Annotated in this window: 16 protein-coding genes; 5 read left to right on the top strand and 11 right to left on the bottom strand. The window is 59.8% G+C overall.

The genetic code is table 11. The annotated features are described in order from the left end of the window. Positions 1–61 precede the first annotated feature (61 nt). Positions 62–2,443 (top strand): penicillin-binding protein 1A, encoded by a 2,382-nt coding sequence (locus AC27VO_RS13730; RefSeq protein WP_488667282.1) that lies wholly within the window; start codon positions 62–64, stop codon positions 2,441–2,443. A gap of 62 nt (positions 2,444–2,505) precedes the next feature. Here the strand turns inward: AC27VO_RS13730 and cyaY are convergent, their stop codons facing one another. After that, the gene (gene cyaY / locus AC27VO_RS13725) at positions 2,506–2,844 is read right to left on the bottom strand and encodes an iron donor protein CyaY (RefSeq protein ID WP_488667281.1); all 339 of its coding nucleotides are present in this window, start codon (positions 2,842–2,844) and stop codon (positions 2,506–2,508) included. 12 nt (positions 2,845–2,856) lie between these two features. Between cyaY and lptM the strand changes: the two genes are divergently transcribed. Both lptM and AC27VO_RS13715 read left to right on the top strand, forming a co-directional pair. After that, positions 2,857–3,048 carry an LPS translocon maturation chaperone LptM gene (gene lptM, locus AC27VO_RS13720; protein ID WP_488667280.1) on the top strand — a complete coding sequence of 64 codons (192 nt, stop codon included), beginning with the start codon at positions 2,857–2,859 and terminating at the stop codon, positions 3,046–3,048. A 105-nt stretch (positions 3,049–3,153) separates the two neighbouring features. Then, positions 3,154–3,981, top strand: coding sequence for an oxygen-binding di-iron domain-containing protein (locus tag AC27VO_RS13715; RefSeq protein WP_488667279.1), 828 nt, complete (start codon positions 3,154–3,156; stop codon positions 3,979–3,981). 62 nt (positions 3,982–4,043) lie between these two features. Here the strand turns inward: AC27VO_RS13715 and AC27VO_RS13710 are convergent, their stop codons facing one another. The 10 genes from AC27VO_RS13710 to AC27VO_RS13665 all read right to left on the bottom strand — a co-directional run bounded on the left by AC27VO_RS13710 (position 4,044) and on the right by AC27VO_RS13665 (position 13,530). Continuing rightward, entirely contained in the window at positions 4,044–4,838 is a 795-nt protein-coding gene (locus AC27VO_RS13710; RefSeq protein WP_488667278.1) for an alpha/beta fold hydrolase, read from the bottom strand. Between the two features lie 135 nt (positions 4,839–4,973). Next, complete coding sequence (locus AC27VO_RS13705; protein ID WP_488667277.1) at positions 4,974–6,104, bottom strand: acyl-CoA dehydrogenase family protein; 1,131 nt, start codon at positions 6,102–6,104, stop codon at positions 4,974–4,976. Between the two features lie 115 nt (positions 6,105–6,219). Then, positions 6,220–6,885: an SDR family oxidoreductase gene (locus AC27VO_RS13700; RefSeq protein ID WP_488667276.1), complete on the bottom strand. Its 666-nt coding sequence runs from the start codon at positions 6,883–6,885 to the stop codon at positions 6,220–6,222. 74 nt (positions 6,886–6,959) lie between these two features. Further along, positions 6,960–7,559, bottom strand: a complete 600-nt coding sequence (locus tag AC27VO_RS13695) for a pyridoxamine 5'-phosphate oxidase family protein (RefSeq protein ID WP_488667275.1) — start codon at positions 7,557–7,559, stop codon at positions 6,960–6,962. A gap of 54 nt (positions 7,560–7,613) precedes the next feature. After that, the gene (locus AC27VO_RS13690; RefSeq protein ID WP_488667274.1) at positions 7,614–8,804 is read right to left on the bottom strand and encodes an acetyl-CoA C-acyltransferase; all 1,191 of its coding nucleotides are present in this window, start codon (positions 8,802–8,804) and stop codon (positions 7,614–7,616) included. 40 nt (positions 8,805–8,844) lie between these two features. Continuing rightward, positions 8,845–10,641 (bottom strand): bifunctional isocitrate dehydrogenase kinase/phosphatase, encoded by a 1,797-nt coding sequence (aceK, locus tag AC27VO_RS13685; RefSeq protein ID WP_488667273.1) that lies wholly within the window; start codon positions 10,639–10,641, stop codon positions 8,845–8,847. 32 nt (positions 10,642–10,673) lie between these two features. After that, entirely contained in the window at positions 10,674–11,339 is a 666-nt protein-coding gene (can, locus tag AC27VO_RS13680) for a carbonate dehydratase (RefSeq protein WP_488667272.1), read from the bottom strand. A gap of 49 nt (positions 11,340–11,388) precedes the next feature. Beyond that, positions 11,389–12,570 (bottom strand): isovaleryl-CoA dehydrogenase, encoded by a 1,182-nt coding sequence (locus AC27VO_RS13675; RefSeq protein ID WP_488667271.1) that lies wholly within the window; start codon positions 12,568–12,570, stop codon positions 11,389–11,391. Between the two features lie 48 nt (positions 12,571–12,618). Further along, the gene (locus AC27VO_RS13670) at positions 12,619–13,062 is read right to left on the bottom strand and encodes a PaaI family thioesterase (RefSeq protein WP_488667270.1); all 444 of its coding nucleotides are present in this window, start codon (positions 13,060–13,062) and stop codon (positions 12,619–12,621) included. Between the two features lie 48 nt (positions 13,063–13,110). Next, the gene (locus tag AC27VO_RS13665; RefSeq protein ID WP_488667269.1) at positions 13,111–13,530 is read right to left on the bottom strand and encodes a MerR family transcriptional regulator; all 420 of its coding nucleotides are present in this window, start codon (positions 13,528–13,530) and stop codon (positions 13,111–13,113) included. 103 nt (positions 13,531–13,633) lie between these two features. Between AC27VO_RS13665 and AC27VO_RS13660 the strand changes: the two genes are divergently transcribed. Continuing rightward, complete coding sequence (locus AC27VO_RS13660; RefSeq protein WP_488667268.1) at positions 13,634–14,041, top strand: YchJ family protein; 408 nt, start codon at positions 13,634–13,636, stop codon at positions 14,039–14,041. Between the two features lie 43 nt (positions 14,042–14,084). Beyond that, positions 14,085–14,765 carry an HAD family hydrolase gene (locus AC27VO_RS13655; RefSeq protein WP_488667267.1) on the top strand — a complete coding sequence of 227 codons (681 nt, stop codon included), beginning with the start codon at positions 14,085–14,087 and terminating at the stop codon, positions 14,763–14,765. Positions 14,766–14,808: the final 43 nt, after the last annotated feature.

Here is a 14,808-nt window from a genome sequence, read left to right as displayed (position 1 = left end):
CCCTCCCGCGCTAGACCTCTGCCGTTTTCTATAATGCCTTTCCTCATTTGAGTGGAGCGACATGCCTAACTCTCCCGAATCCAGCGCCCAACCTTCCAAACAAAAAAACAATCCCACCCCTCGCAAGCACTGGCTGCTGCGGGCTTTTTTGTGGTTGATTGGTTTAGCGGTAGCTGGTGCGCTTGCGGTGGCCATGGTGATTGCGGTGGCCTTGGCCATGGCATACCCCAATCTGCCTGACGTTTCCGAGCTGGCCGACTACCGCCCCAAACTCCCCCTGCGCGTCTACTCGGCCGAAGGTGCACTGATTGGCGAGTTCGGCGAAGAGCGCCGCACGCTCACGCCCATCAACGAGATCCCCAAGGTCATGGTCGATGCAGTGCTGGCCATTGAAGACACGCGCTTTTTTGAACACGGCGGCGTGGACTACAAAGGCATGCTGCGCGCAGCTTTGGCCAACTTGGGCAAAGTCAAGAGCCAGGGCGCGTCAACCATTACCATGCAGGTCGCGCGCAATGTGTATCTCTCTACAGAGAAAACCTATACCCGCAAAATCTATGAAGTGCTGCTCACATTCAAGCTAGAGCATCTGCTGTCCAAGGAAAAAATTCTGGAAATCTATATGAACCAGATCTTCCTGGGACACCGTGCCTACGGGTTTGCAGCGGCCAGCGAAGTCTATTTCGGCAAGCCACTGAAAGATGTGACGGTGGCCGAGGCCGCCATGCTGGCAGGACTGCCAAAGGCCCCTTCGGCTTACAACCCCATCAGCAACCCCAAGCGCGCACGTATCCGCCAGCTCTACATCATTGAGCGAATGGCAGAAAACGGTTTCATCACGGTCGAGCAAGCTCGCCTGGCACAAGAAGAGCCTCTGCAACTGCGCAATGCCAGCCGCAGTGGCAGCGTCAATGCCGACTACGTGGCCGAAATGGCGCGTCAGCTGGTATACACCCAGTATGGCGATGAGGCATACACCCGCGGCCTGAACGTCTACACCACCCTGAATGCTGGCGAACAAGAAGTGGCCTATAGCGCGCTACGCAAAGGCATCATGGACTATGAGCGCCGTCAGCGCTATCGCGGTCCAGAGAAATTCATCGCATTGCCTAGCGACAAAGCCGCGCTGGAAGACGTGATTGACGACACCCTGGCACAACACCCGGACAACGGTGATGTACTGGCCGCCGTGGTGCTTGAAGCATCCAACAAGTCGCTGACCGTTCAACGCCCCGACGGGCAAACCCTAAACATCACTGGCGATGGCCTGAAGCCCGTGGAATCTGGTTTGAGTGACAAAGCCGCGCCGAACATCAAGATTCGCCCCGGCGCAGTCATCCGCATTATTGAAACGGCCAAAGGCAAGTGGTCTGCCACACAGCTGCCTGAAGTCGAGGGCGCATTCATTGCGGTAGATCCGCGCACGGGCGCCATCCGTGCCTTGGTGGGCGGTTTTGACTTCCAGAAAAACAAGTTCAACCACGTCACCCAGGCATGGCGACAGCCCGGCTCTGCGTTCAAACCGTTTATCTTCTCTTCCGCACTGGAAAAAGGCCTGAGCCCTGGCACGCTGATCAACGATGCGCCCTTGATGTTTGGCTCCAACGTCACTGGCGGCCAACCCTGGGAACCACGCAACTACGACAACCGGTTCGAAGGCCCGATGACCGCGCGCACTGCGCTCGCGAAATCGAAAAACATTCCATCGATTCGGGTGCTGGATTTCACCACCCCCAAGTTCACGCAAGAGTGGATCACGCGCTTTGGCTTTGATGCCAACCGCCACCCAGCCTACCTCACCATGGCCCTGGGCGCAGGATCCGTCACCCCCATGCAGATGGCCACCGGCTTCTCGGTTTTTGCCAATGGCGGCTACCGCATCAACCCCTGGCTCATTGCAAAAATTACGGATCACAAAGGCCGCGTACTCTCTGAATTCACGCCTCCACCACTGGAACAGCAACAGCGCGCCATTGAGCCTCGCAATGCCTTCGTCATCAACACCATGTTGCAGACCGTCGCCAAATCCGGCACAGCCGCGCGCGCACAAGCTACGCTCAAACGTCCGGACCTGTATGGCAAAACCGGCACCACCAATGATGCTGTCGATGCGTGGTTTGCAGGCTTTCAGCCCACGCTGACTGCCATCACATGGATTGGCTACGACAATCCGCGCAACCTGGGCTCTCGTGAAACTGGTGGTGGACTGAGTCTGCCCATCTGGATCAACTTCATGCAGCATGCACTGAAAGATGTTCCCGTGGCCAGTTACCCCGTTCCAGAAGGCGTGACCAACGTCGGTGGCGAGTGGTACTTTGATGAGTTCACGGGCTCCGCAGGGGTCACCGCCCTGGGCATGGATGCCAGCTATGGCACCGAAGAGGCAACCGAGGCGCCGCCGCCTGAAGAGCGCAACCGCATTCTCGATTTGTTCCGTAACTAACGCGACCACAAAAAAGCCCAGTGATTTCTCACTGGGCTTTTTTATTCGAAGGGTGCAGCCGCTTAGACCACGGACACATAGAACGTGAGCGTCAACCCCGACTGTTCACTGGCAAATTGGCTCAAATGGGCAAAAAACTCACCACGGCCCTTGGTGTCCTTCCACGACGCGCCGTCAAACTTATAGTGAAACCCACCCGCCTTGGCGGCCAGCCAGATTTCATGCAGCGGCTTTTGCTGGTTCACCACGATTTGCGTACGGTTGGCAAACACCAGTGTCACCATGCCCCCCACACGCTGCGCATCAATGTCGGCGTCGACCTCATCATTGAGGCGGTCACACGACTGCTCCACCGCCATCAGCAGTTGTTCAGCTTTATCTAAATATTCAAGGTCGGTCATTACAATCCACTCATGTTGAATGCTCACCAAATTTTATTCCGGTGCATTGCCCTTGCCGTTTGTACGGCAGCACTGGGGGCCTGCGGCCAGCGCGGCGATCTGTATCTGCCCACGGAGCCGGCCGCCCAAAACCGTGCAACCTTGCCCCATTCCGTCGTGCCCGCCATGCCTGCAGAGGCCACGGCAACCACCACTCAACCATAAGACAGAGGCATCTCTGATGCTCTGGATAAACGGCTTGCTCTGCATCAACTGCTAGGCAGTGCATTCGCCCTAGAGTCTGCGCTTTTCATCCAACGCACCACCTCCATGGCGATTGAACTGTACCGCGACCAGACGCACGCTTGCCTCATGTTCACTGACCTCATGGAGGAAGACGGCCAAGCCGTTCAGTGCAACCAGTTCTTGATTGTGGACCACGGCACCGGCGCCATCATTGATCCCGGTGGCAACCTGGCTTTCAATGAGCTGTTTATGGGCATGACGCGGCACTTCCCCCCGCAGAAGCTGTCGTATGTGATTGCTTCACACGCTGACCCAGACATCATTGCCTCGCTCGATCGCTGGATGACCAGCACCAAGGCCTCGCTCGTCATCTCACGCATCTGGGAACGCTTTGCCCCCCACTTCACCAAAGTGGGAAAAACCGAAAACCGCGTCATTGGCGTTCCCGACAGCGGCGCACGCCTGCCGCTGGGCCACAGCGAACTGATTTTGCTGCCCGCGCACTTCATGCACTCGGAAGGCAACTTCCAGTTCTACGATCCGATCAGCCGCATCTTGTTCACGGGGGATCTGGGTGTCTCCATGACCTCAGGCATCGAAGCGCGCAAGCCCGTGGTGAACCTCAAGGCACATATTCCGCGCATGGAAGCGTTCCACCGTCGCTACATGGTCTCCAACAAGATCCTGCGCTTGTGGGCCCAGATGGCACGCCAGCTGGATGTGCAAATGCTCGTCCCGCAGCATGGCGCTCCCATCATGGGTAAGCGGGCAGTGGAAGAGTTTTACTGCTGGGTGGAAAACCTGGAATGTGGGATTGATGTCTTCAACGCCAGCCACTACCAAGTGCCTGCCGCTTACATCGATCCGGCCACGCGACAAATACGTCCAGCGCCGCAAGCCGTACCCGCCTGAAGCCAGACATAGCGCCGCCAGACACGAATGCCTGGCACACGCTCCACGCTTAGACACCAGAGTCAGCGCAAGCGCCGCAAAAAATCGGCCAAGGCCGCATTCACAGGCTCTGGGTGTGTCAGATTGGCGGCATGCCCCGCACCTTCGATGCTGACCCATTGCGACTGCGGCAAGCCATCTGCCATGGCTTGGGCGCGTTCCAGCGCAATGGCGCGGTCTTGGGTACCGTGAATCACCAAAGCGGGCACCTGTATCCGTGCCAATTGCGGCGTTAAATCATCGCGCTGCGCCAGTGTGGTGAAACACTGCATCAGGTTGGCGGCATCCACCTGCTTCCATTTGGCTTTCCACGCGGCTGCGCCTGCCCAGCGCTCACCCAGCACAAAAGACTCCACCGTGGTGGCCATCACCTCATCCAGCCCAATCTGGGCCCAGCGCTGCGCCATCGCCATGTGGTGCGGCATCAGGCCTGGGTCTTCGGGCAGCGCCTGGCTGTCGATCAGCACCAGCGCACGCACCAGCTGCGGATGCGTCAAGGCACAGCGCAGCGAGAGGTAACCGCCTTGCGACATACCGATCAGCACGGCTTGCTGCACGTCCAAGTGGACCAGCAAGGCGGCTACGTCATCTGCCAAGTCGTAATAACTGAACGGCGCACAGGCGTTCGGCGTCGCCGTCTGACCATGCCCGCGCTCATCCCAGGTGATGCAGCGGTAGTCCTCCTGCAGCGCCTCGATCTGCGGATCAAACATGCTGTGATCCATCAACAAGCCGTGCGAGAACACCAGCACCGGCTTGTCCCGTCCACCCGTGTCCGTATAGAAGATGTGTTGACCGTTGACTGCAGCGAAAGGCATGCCAAGCTCCCTGAAGGTGTGACTGGACACCCATCCTAGAAAAGCTGCGGCCCGCTGTGCCTCCGGCCCAACCCCTAAACACGGTCATGCCGGCCACCGCCTGGCACCGCCCCAGGCTGCCAGCGGGTCAGGCGGTCAGGCCAGTGCGCGCTGAATCAGAATTTTCTGCACATCGCTGGTTCCCTCGTAGATCTGGCACACCCGCACATCGCGGTAGATGCGCTCCACGGGAAAATCATTCACCACGCCATAGCCACCCAGCGTCTGAATGGCGGCGCTGCACACGCGCTCCGCCATTTCACTGGCAAACAGCTTGGCCATTGCGGCTTCCTTCAGGCATGGCAGGCCTGCATCGCGCAAGCTGGCGGCATGCCAGATCAGCTGGCGCGCCGCTTCAATTTGCGTGGCGCAATCGGCCAGCCGGAAACCGACGGCCTGGTGGTTGAAGATGGGTTGCCCAAAACTCTCACGCTCTTTGCTGTACTGCAGCGCACATTCAAACGCTGCGCGCGCCATGCCCACGCTTTGCGCGGCAATGCCAATGCGCCCGCCCTCCAGCGCGCTCAGCGCAATCTTGTAGCCCTCGCCCTCCGCACCAATCAGGTTGGCGGCGGGAATGCGGCAGTTTTCCAGATTGATCTGCGCCGTGTCGCTGCTGTGCTGGCCCAGCTTGTCTTCCAGCCGTGCCACGACGTAGCCCGGTTTGCTGGTGGGCACCAGAAAGGCGCTCATGCCTTTTTTGCCAGCCGCCTTGTCCGTCACCGCAATGACGATGGCCACGTCACCGTTTTTGCCGCTGGTGATGAACTGCTTGACGCCGTTGAGCACATAGTCACCGTCATCCCGGATGGCCGTGGTGCGCAGCGCAGAAGCATCCGAGCCCACATGTGGCTCGGTCAGGCAAAACGCGCCCAGCATCTCGCCCTTGGCCAGCGGCGTGAGCCACTGCTGCTTTTGCGCCTCGCTGCCGTAGCGCATGAGAATGGCGTTGACCGGGCAATTGGTCACGCTGATCACGGTGCTGGTGCCGCCATCACCCGCAGCAATTTCTTCCAGCACCAGCGCCAGGCTCACATAGTCCAGCGCCGCGCCGCCGTATTGCTCGGGCACGCAAATACCGTAGCAGCCCAGGGCCGCCAGGCCTTGATGAACGTCTTTGGGGAAATGGTGCTCCTTGTCCCAGCGTGCAGCGTGGGGCGTGATTTGCTCTTGCACAAAGCTGCGCAAGGCATCCCGAATCATGGTTTGGTCGTCATTCAGCAACATGGCTTGTCTCCTGCTTTTTTAAAAATAGGAGCTGATAGCGCACGTATTTATTAGGTTTACAAAACAAATCACATGGAAAGGATTGTTTTGCATGCGCTAACAGCTATGAAATTAATTACCAACTCTCCCAGCGCACACCGTCGTACCGCAGCATGCGGCCGCGATCTGGCGCATGCAACTGCGCCACGGTGTGCAACATGCCTTGCACGCAGCCGTCCATCGAAATCTCGGCGCCGGCACCGCCCATGTCGGTTTGCACCCAGCCGGGGTCCATGGCGATCAAGGTGGCCTTTGGCCACGCATGCTGCGCACTGGCCACCACCATGTTCAACGCCGCCTTGCTGGCGCGGTACAACCAGGCGTGGCTGTCTGCTTGCGACAAGCGGGACATCTGGCTGCTGATGCACACCATGGTGCTACCTGTGGCCTCGACGCACGGCATCACCTGCGGCAGCACCTGCATGGCCCCCAGCACATTGGTGTGCATGACACGGTCAAAGTCTTGCTGCGTGGGGGGCGTTTCGGCGTCGCGGCCATCCCAGGCACCCGCCACATACCAGGCCTGATCCAGCTCCACCCCATCCAGCTGCCATGCCAGCCCGCTGACGCTCGCGGGGTTGGCCACATCGACCCGCAGCACTTCGGCACCCTCGTCGCGCAAGGCCTGCATATCTTCGCGCTGGCGCACCGTAGCCACCACGCGATCACCACGCGCCAAGCACGCCTGTACCAGGCCACGGCCAATCCCGCGTGAAGCACCGATCACCAACACCGTCGTCATTGGCCCACCCTTTCCACCTGGGCCCCGCCGCACCGCCGGTGCGCCAGGACGTGTTACAGCTGCTCGCCCGCTATTTACTGCAGATAGCGCTGCTCCATGGCGTGTTGCGTCTCTTGCGCGGGGCCTAAACCCAGCTGGACGTGAATCATCTGGTTCATGCTGGGCAACACGTCGCGGCGCACCTGGGCATCGGACTGCCACAGTTTGGAGCGCATCAGCGCTTTGGCACAGTGCAAGTACGCTTCGTGCACCTGCACTTCCAGCACCAGTGCGGGCGTAAATTGCTCGGTCGCAAAGTGCTGCGTAAAAAATGGCTCCTCGCGCAAGCGGACCGTGCCGTTCACCCGCAAGGTCTCATTCACCCCGGGCACCATGAACAGCAGGCCAATGCGCGGGTCATGCAGCAAGTTGCTCAAGCTGTCCAGCCGGTTGTTGCCCCCGGCATCGGGAAGCCACAACGTACTGGCATCGTGCACATGCACAAAGCCTGGTGCACCACCGCGTGGCGAGGCATCCATCCACTGGCCAGCAGCACCACCGGTGGCCAACACGCAAAACGGAGACAACGCAATGAACTGCGTGCAATAGCTATCGAGCTGCGTCATTTGCTTGCGCACGGCACGTTCTGCCGGCGCCCGGTACAGGCTGCGCAATTGCGCTTCAGAATGAATCATGCGTGGGCTCCAAGCGCAGCGGCCTCACCGCCGCCGCGCGCGTTTGCGACAAGATCAGATCAGCTCAATCGCCATGGCGGTGCCTTCACCGCCGCCAATGCACAGCGTCGCCACGCCTTTTTTCTTACCGTGCGTTTGCAGGGCGTGAATCAGCGTGACGATGATGCGTGCGCCGCTGGCGCCAATGGGGTGACCCAGCGCGCAAGCACCGCCGTGAACATTGACCTTGTCGTGCGGCACCTGCAGCTCGGCCATCAGTGCCATCGGCACCACGGCAAAGGCTTCGTTCACCTCCCACAGATCAACGTCTTCCACCTTCCAGCCCGCTTTCTTCAGCGCCTTTTCCGTTGCGCCAACGGGGGCCGTGGTGAACCACTCGGGCGCCTGCGCATGCGTGCCATGCGCGACGATCTTGGCCAGCGGTTTGCAGCCCAGCGCCTGGGCCGTGGATGCGCGCATCAGCACCATGGCGGCAGCGCCATCATTGATGCTGGAGCTGGATGCCGCTGTGATCGTGCCGTCCTTTTTGAACGCTGGCTTGAGCGCGGTGATCTTGTCCAGCTTGGCCTTGGCCGGGCCTTCGTCAACGCTCACCGTCACATCGCCCTTGCGGGTCTTGACCATGACAGGGGTGATTTCCGCTGCAAAGGCACCACTTTGTGCCGCCGCCTGCGCGCGTTGCACGCTGGCAATGGCGTAAGCATCTTGCTGCTCCCGCGTGAAGCTGTATTTGGCCGCGCAGTCTTCGCCAAAGGTGCCCATGCTGCGTCCGGCCTCGTAAGCGTCTTCCAGACCGTCGAGCATCATGTGGTCATACACCTTGTCGTGCCCCATGCGGTAGCCTGCACGGCCTTTTTTCAGCAGGTAGGGGGCATTGGTCATGCTCTCCATACCGCCTGCAATCATCACCTCGCGGCTACCGGCAATCAGCTGATCGTGGGCCAGGATGGTGGCCTCCATGCCGGCACCGCACATCTTGGACAGCGTCACCGCGCCGGTGCTTTGCGGCAGACCGCCCTTGAAGCCCGCCTGGCGCGCAGGGGCCTGGCCCTGGCCCGCCATCAGGCAGTTGCCAAACAGCACTTCCTCCACCTGTTCGGGCGCAATTCCTGCGCGCTCTACCGCCGCACGGATGGCTGCGCCCCCCAGATCATGGGCTGCCAGGTCGGCAAAGTCGCCCTGAAAAGCCCCCATGGGTGTGCGCGCGGCACTGACGATAACGACGGGGTCTTGGTGTTGTGGCATGTCGGTCTCCTTGTTGTGTAAATCCAGCCAGAATCAAGTCTTAATGCACCGCATCGTGCGTGAGGCAGCGGCTGCGGTCATACGGAAAAACGTCGTGCATCTCACCTTGCGCAATGCGCGCCTGGTGCGTTTGCCAGAAAACGGGGTCCAGCAAGTCTGCGTGGTGGCGCATGAACACATCACGCACCGCAGGGTGGCCCAGCAAAAATGGACCAAAGGTTTCAGGAAACACATCCCGGGGGCCGATGCGCCACCAGACTTCACCGCTCATGGCCTCTTCTTCATTGCGCGGCTGTGGCACCGCGCGGAAGTGGCAATCGGTGAGGTATTCAATTTCGTCATAGTCGTAGAACACCACCTTGCCGCCACGTGTGACGCCAAAGTTCTTCCACAGCATGTCACCGGGAAAAATATTGGCTGCCACCAGCTCCTTGATGGCATTGCCGTATTCGACCACGGCACGCTCCATGGCCTGGCGCGGCCCATCGTTGTCCAGCCCCGCATCGAAGCATTCCTGCAAGAACATGTTCAATGGCAGCAGCCGGCGTTCGATGTAGAGGTGGCTGATGATGACTTCCTGCTGGCCGTCACCATCGCGGTCGCTGATCTCGAGCTGGCTGGGTGCGTGTGCCTGAATCTCTGCAATCAACGCATCGCTGAAGCGCTCACGCGGGAAGGCCACCAGGCTGTATTCCATGGTGTCGGCCATGCGCCCCACCCGGTCGTGCTGTTTGACCAGCAAATACTTGCCCTTCACATCGGCACGCGTGGTTTCTTTGGGCGCGGGAAATTTGTCTTTGATGAGTTTGAAAACGTAGGGAAAGCTGGGCAAGTCAAAGACCAGCATGACCAGCCCCTTGATGCCCGGCGCAATCCGAAACTGGTCACTGGAGTGGCGCAAGTGGTGCAAAAATTCCCGATAAAACAGCGTTTTACCCTGTTTAGCCAAGCCCAGGGCGCTATAAATTTCACCGCGTGGCTTACGCGGCATCAGTGCGTGCAAAAACTGCACATAGCTGCTGGGCACCGCCATATCCACCATGAAATAAGCGCGTGCAAAGCTGAACAGGCCATGCAGATCATCTTCGTCCAGCAATGCCGCATGCAGCACCAGGGCCCCGCTTTCCGCATGCAGCAGGGGCACTGACAACGGCACTTCGGTGTAGCCCGTAATGATCTTGCCCACCAGGTACGCCGCCTTGTTGCGGTAGAACAGGCTGGAGAGCACCTGAATCTGAAAATTGGCCCGCAGTGTCAAGCCCTGCAGACGGGCAGCAATGCGCTGCGCCAGTGCCTGCGTGTCACGCTCCAGGTTGTCAAAAGGGCATTGCAAGCCCAGCTGCGCCACCATCTTCTGCAGTGTGGCGGGCAGGGCCGTCAGCGTGCCCGGGTAATAGGCGCGGTAGGCAGGCGCTTGCGCGCTTTCCAGAAACTCTGTGCTGACCGCTGGGCGCACAAAAATGAAATCGTTGTGAAAGTGCGTACGATGCAGAATTTTGGTGGTGACGGAGTTGAAAAACGTTTCCGCCAATTCGGGCTGCAAATGCCCCACCATCAGGCCGATGTAGTGCAGCTTCACCTGCTGCCACACTGCCATGGGTTGTACCCCAGCAGAAAACTCTTGTGTGAGCCGCTCCACGCACTCCTGCACACGCTGGTCGTAGAACGCAATGCGCTCGCGCTGCGCCCGCTGCTGCGAGGCCCAGTCGGCCTGCTCAAAACGTTGTTGGGCCGCCTGCGACGCGGCCCGGAACAGCTGATAGTGGCGATTGACGCCTTCCATCATTGCCCGGGCAATGTCATACGCTTGAGGAGCATCCAGTCGTTGCGGGAACATGGTGAAAAAGCGTGCTCCTCAAGGGTTGCAACTTAGTCGCGTTGACGCTGTGCGACCTTGTCCACGGCGGCCAGGTACACATCGTGCAGGCCACCAATGCCTGGCACGGTCATCTCCAGATTCGTGATGTGACCGTTCTTCAAGCTGTAGCACCAGCCGTGCAGCGACACCTTCTGACCACGCGCCCAGGCGTCTTGCATCACGGTGCTTTGTGCCACGTTCATCACTTGCTCAATGGCATTCAGTTCGCACAGCACATCGTGGCGGTGTTGCACGGCGGTGGCCATGATCAGGTCATAGTGTTTGTCGCGCACATCGCGCACGTGGCGGGTCCAGTTGTCCGCCAGGCCCAGGCGCAAGCCTTCCAGCGCCGCCAGAACACCGCCGCAGCCATAGTGACCGACCACCATCAGGTGCTCCACCTTCAGGTGATCCACGGCGTACTGGATGGTAGTCAACGCATTCAGATCGCTAGGGACCACCACGTTCGCCACATTGCGGTGCACAAAGACTTCACCAGGCTCCAGGCCGGTGATCTGGTTGGCGGGCACGCGGCTGTCCGAGCAGCCAATCCACATGTATTTAGGCTTTTGCTGCGACATCAGACCGGTAAAGAAACCGGGTCGTTCGCATTCCATGCGTGCTGCCCATTCTTTGTTATGGACAAACAGATCATCGATGGAAGTGCTAGTGGTCATGTGGCGATCCTTTCTCGTTGCTAAAACGGCGCCGGACAGCGGGAGTGCCTCAGCAAGTCTCCGCAAATAATTCGCGGCCAATCAGCATACGTCGAATCTCGCTGGTGCCTGCGCCAATCTCATAGAGTTTCGCATCTCGCCACAAACGGCCCAGCGGGTACTCGTTGATATACCCATTGCCGCCATAGATTTGTACCCCTTCGCCAGCCATCCAGGTCGCTTTTTCCGCGCACCACAAGATGACACTGGCGCAGTCTTTGCGCACCTGGCGCACATGCTCAGCGCCCAGCATGTCGAGGTTCTTGGCCACGGTGTACGCAAACGAGCGCCCCGCCTGCAGCACGGTGTACATGTCTGCAACCTTGCCCTGGATGAGTTGAAACTCCCCAATGCTCTGGCCAAACTGCTTGCGGTCGTGGATGTAGGGCACCACGTTGTCCATCACGGCTTGCATGATGCCCAGCGGTCCACCCGTGAGCACGGCACGTTCATAGTCCAGGCCACTCATCAGCACCTTGGCACCGTTGTTGAGGCCACCCAAGATGTTTTCTGCGGGCACTTCCACGTTGTTGAACACCAGCTCGCCCGTGTGGCTGCCGCGCATGCCCAGCTTGTCCAGCTTTTGGGCAATGCTGAAACCGGGCATGCCTTTTTCAATCAAGAAAGCCGTCACACCGCGCGCGCCCAACTCAGGCTCGCTCTTTGCGTACACCACCAGGGTGTCGGCATCAGGCCCATTGGTGATCCACATCTTGCTGCCGTTGAGCAGGTAGTAGCCGCCTTTGTCTTCGGCCTTGAGCTTCATACTGATCACGTCCGAGCCCGCGCCCGGCTCGCTCATCGCCAGCGCCCCCACATGCTCACCACTGATCAGTTTAGGCAGGTATTTGGCCTTTTGCGCCGCTGTGCCATTGCGGTTGATCTGGTTCACGCACAAATTGCTGTGCGCGCCATAGGACAAACCCACCGAGGCGCTGGCCCGCGAAATTTCTTCCATCGCCACCATGTGCGCCAGATAGCCCATATTGGCACCACCGTACTGCTCGGACACGGTAATGCCCAGCACGCCCAGTTCGCCAAACTTGCGCCAGACATCCATGGGGAACTGGTCGCTGCGGTCAATGTCGGCCGCGCGCGGGGCTATCTCGGTCTGTGCAAACTCGCGCACCGCATCACGCAGCGCATCAATGTCTTCGCCCAACTGGAAGTTCAGGCCTGGCAAATTGTTCATGGTCTTGTCTCCTGGTATATGTAGTGGGGCAGGCTGTCTGTGCAGCCCTTATTTGCCCGCAATGCCTTCACGCCCCTGCACAGCCATCAGCGTGCACTGCATGGTGGCGCAGAGTTTTTCTTTTCCGCCATCGATGGCATAGGCGCGCCCTTCGGCCACCACGATGGTGCGGCCTGGCTTGAGCACCCGGCCTTCACAGCGAAAGCGCAGCCCCTTGGCTGGGGCCAACAAATTGCTTTTGAATTCAATGGTCAAAACGCCTGCATCGGCAGGCATCAGGCTAAAGCCCGCGTAGCCACAGGCCGAATCCAGCGCGGTGGACAGCATGCCCGCGTGGATAAAGCCGTGCTGCTGCGTCAGCCCTGGCGCCCAGTCAAAGCTGATGTCCACCTCACCTGCAGCCAGGTGGGTGATCTGCGCGCCCAAGGTGTGCATGGCACCCTGCAAGACAAAACTCTCACGCACCCGCTGCAATGCATCGTTATCGGCCATGTGGTCTCCAAGGCTGGGGATTTTCAATTCCCTTTACGTTAACGTCAATTATGCCGCTTTTGATTTATCGAGCTTGCGCAAAAGTGACTTGGCTTCTTTTTCCTGCGCCCGCACCTCTTCCAAGGTGGCCTGTAAGTCTTCCATCCGGTCTTCCATTTGCTGGCGGTGCTTGCCCAGCACTTCCAGAAAACGCGTCAGTTGCACACTGGTGTCGCGCGGGCTGTCGTACAGATCAATCACTTCCTTCGCCTCCACCAGCGACAGCCCCAGGCGCTTGCCGCGCAAGATCAAGCGCAGCCGTGTGCGATCGCGCGGGCTGTACACGCGGGTGCGCCCACCAGCACCTTCGCGGGACGGTTGCAACAGCCCCATGTCTTCATAAAAGCGAATGGCGCGCGTGGTCAGGTCAAACTCCTGGGCCAGATCGCTGATGGAATAGGTGGCAGGTGCCGGTGTGTTGGTGCTCATGCCGCGCATTATTGACGTTAACGTCAACGGCGCACAGACCCTGCCGTCACAAGCATTCATTTTTTGGCACAGAATTCGGGCACACCGGATTTCTCTTCAGCCCATGCCACTTTCGCCCAGCGCTGCCTGCCCTTGCGGGCGCACCCACGCCAAAGGCCCAGCCTTTTCCTACGCCGATTGCTGCGCCCGTTTTGTGGAGCACCCGGACACCCCGGCGCCAGATGCCGAGCACCTGATGCGCTCGCGCTACAGCGCCTTCGTGGTGGAGAACGCCCCTTATCTGCTGGCTACCTGGCACGCCAGCCAACGCCCTGCCACGCTGGACTTTGAAGTGGGCGCCAAGTGGCTGGGCCTGCAGATCAAGCAGTTTCAGCCCACCGGCGCTGCCACCGCAGAGGTGGAATTCGTCGCGCGCTTTCGCGTCGCTGGGCGCGCCGTGCGCCTGCACGAGCGCAGCCGCTTTGTGTGCGAGCACGGTCGCTGGTTCTACGTCGACGGCGATCAGTTTTAAGCCTTTTTAACCTTCAGCGCTTATGCAGCAAGCGCAACCAGCTATGCAATTTGAAGCCATCTTGTTCGACTGCGACGGTGTTCTGGTCGACAGCGAACTCATCACCAACCGCGTGCTGCACGGCATGCTCAACGAATCCGGCTGGGTGCTGTCAGAGGAAGATTGCATGCGCATCTTCATCGGCAAAACCGTGCGCAGTGAAACCGCACGCATTGAAGCCGAAACCGGCCAGCCACTGACCGATGCCTGGATGGCCGAGTTCTACGAACGCCGCAACGTGCGCCTGCGCGCCGAGCTGGTGGCCATTGACGGCGCTGTGGATGCCGTGCGCGCCGTGCACCAGCAGCTGGCGGGCAAGATTGCCGTGGCCAGCGGGGCCGACAAGCCCAAAGTCATCATGCAACTGGACAAAGTGGGCATGCTGCCCTTCTTTGGTGATCTGGTGTTCAGCGGCCATGACCTGCCCCGCACCAAACCCTGGCCCGATGTGTACCTGGCGGCGGCTGACGCTGTCGGCGTGCCACCTGCGCGCTGCCTAGTGGTGGAAGATTCGGTGCCCGGCCTCACGGCGGGCGTGCGCGCCGGTGCCACGGTGTGGGGCTACTGCCCCAAGATCAACGCCCACTCCACCCCCGCACAATTGCTGGATGCCGGGGCCACGCTGGTGTTTGACGACATGGCCGATTTGCCCCGTCTTCTGACGCAAGCGAATAGCCTTGCTTAGGAATCAGGAGCTGCTCGCGCTTTTATTTCAATCATTTCAGATA

It is taken from the genome of Comamonas sp. 14P8.1.4 (genome assembly GCF_057799285.1).
This window is presented reverse-complemented; position numbering and strand designations above follow the sequence as displayed.

Bases quoted from the DNA above. Each gene is read 5' to 3' on its own strand.
- AC27VO_RS13730 (WP_488667282.1), top strand. From the start codon at position 62: ATGCCTAACTCTCCCGAATCCAGCGCCCAACCTTCCAAACAAAAAAAC.
- cyaY (WP_488667281.1), bottom strand. From the start codon at position 2,844: ATGACCGACCTTGAATATTTAGATAAAGCTGAACAACTGCTGATGGCG.
- lptM (WP_488667280.1), top strand. From the start codon at position 2,857: ATGTTGAATGCTCACCAAATTTTATTCCGGTGCATTGCCCTTGCCGTT.
- AC27VO_RS13715 (WP_488667279.1), top strand. From the start codon at position 3,154: ATGGCGATTGAACTGTACCGCGACCAGACGCACGCTTGCCTCATGTTC.
- AC27VO_RS13710 (WP_488667278.1), bottom strand. From the start codon at position 4,838: ATGCCTTTCGCTGCAGTCAACGGTCAACACATCTTCTATACGGACACG.
- AC27VO_RS13705 (WP_488667277.1), bottom strand. From the start codon at position 6,104: ATGTTGCTGAATGACGACCAAACCATGATTCGGGATGCCTTGCGCAGC.
- AC27VO_RS13700 (WP_488667276.1), bottom strand. From the start codon at position 6,885: ATGACGACGGTGTTGGTGATCGGTGCTTCACGCGGGATTGGCCGTGGC.
- AC27VO_RS13695 (WP_488667275.1), bottom strand. From the start codon at position 7,559: ATGATTCATTCTGAAGCGCAATTGCGCAGCCTGTACCGGGCGCCGGCA.
- AC27VO_RS13690 (WP_488667274.1), bottom strand. From the start codon at position 8,804: ATGCCACAACACCAAGACCCCGTCGTTATCGTCAGTGCCGCGCGCACA.
- aceK (WP_488667273.1), bottom strand. From the start codon at position 10,641: ATGTTCCCGCAACGACTGGATGCTCCTCAAGCGTATGACATTGCCCGG.
- can (WP_488667272.1), bottom strand. From the start codon at position 11,339: ATGACCACTAGCACTTCCATCGATGATCTGTTTGTCCATAACAAAGAA.
- AC27VO_RS13675 (WP_488667271.1), bottom strand. From the start codon at position 12,570: ATGAACAATTTGCCAGGCCTGAACTTCCAGTTGGGCGAAGACATTGAT.
- AC27VO_RS13670 (WP_488667270.1), bottom strand. From the start codon at position 13,062: ATGGCCGATAACGATGCATTGCAGCGGGTGCGTGAGAGTTTTGTCTTG.
- AC27VO_RS13665 (WP_488667269.1), bottom strand. From the start codon at position 13,530: ATGAGCACCAACACACCGGCACCTGCCACCTATTCCATCAGCGATCTG.
- AC27VO_RS13660 (WP_488667268.1), top strand. From the start codon at position 13,634: ATGCCACTTTCGCCCAGCGCTGCCTGCCCTTGCGGGCGCACCCACGCC.
- AC27VO_RS13655 (WP_488667267.1), top strand. From the start codon at position 14,085: ATGCAATTTGAAGCCATCTTGTTCGACTGCGACGGTGTTCTGGTCGAC.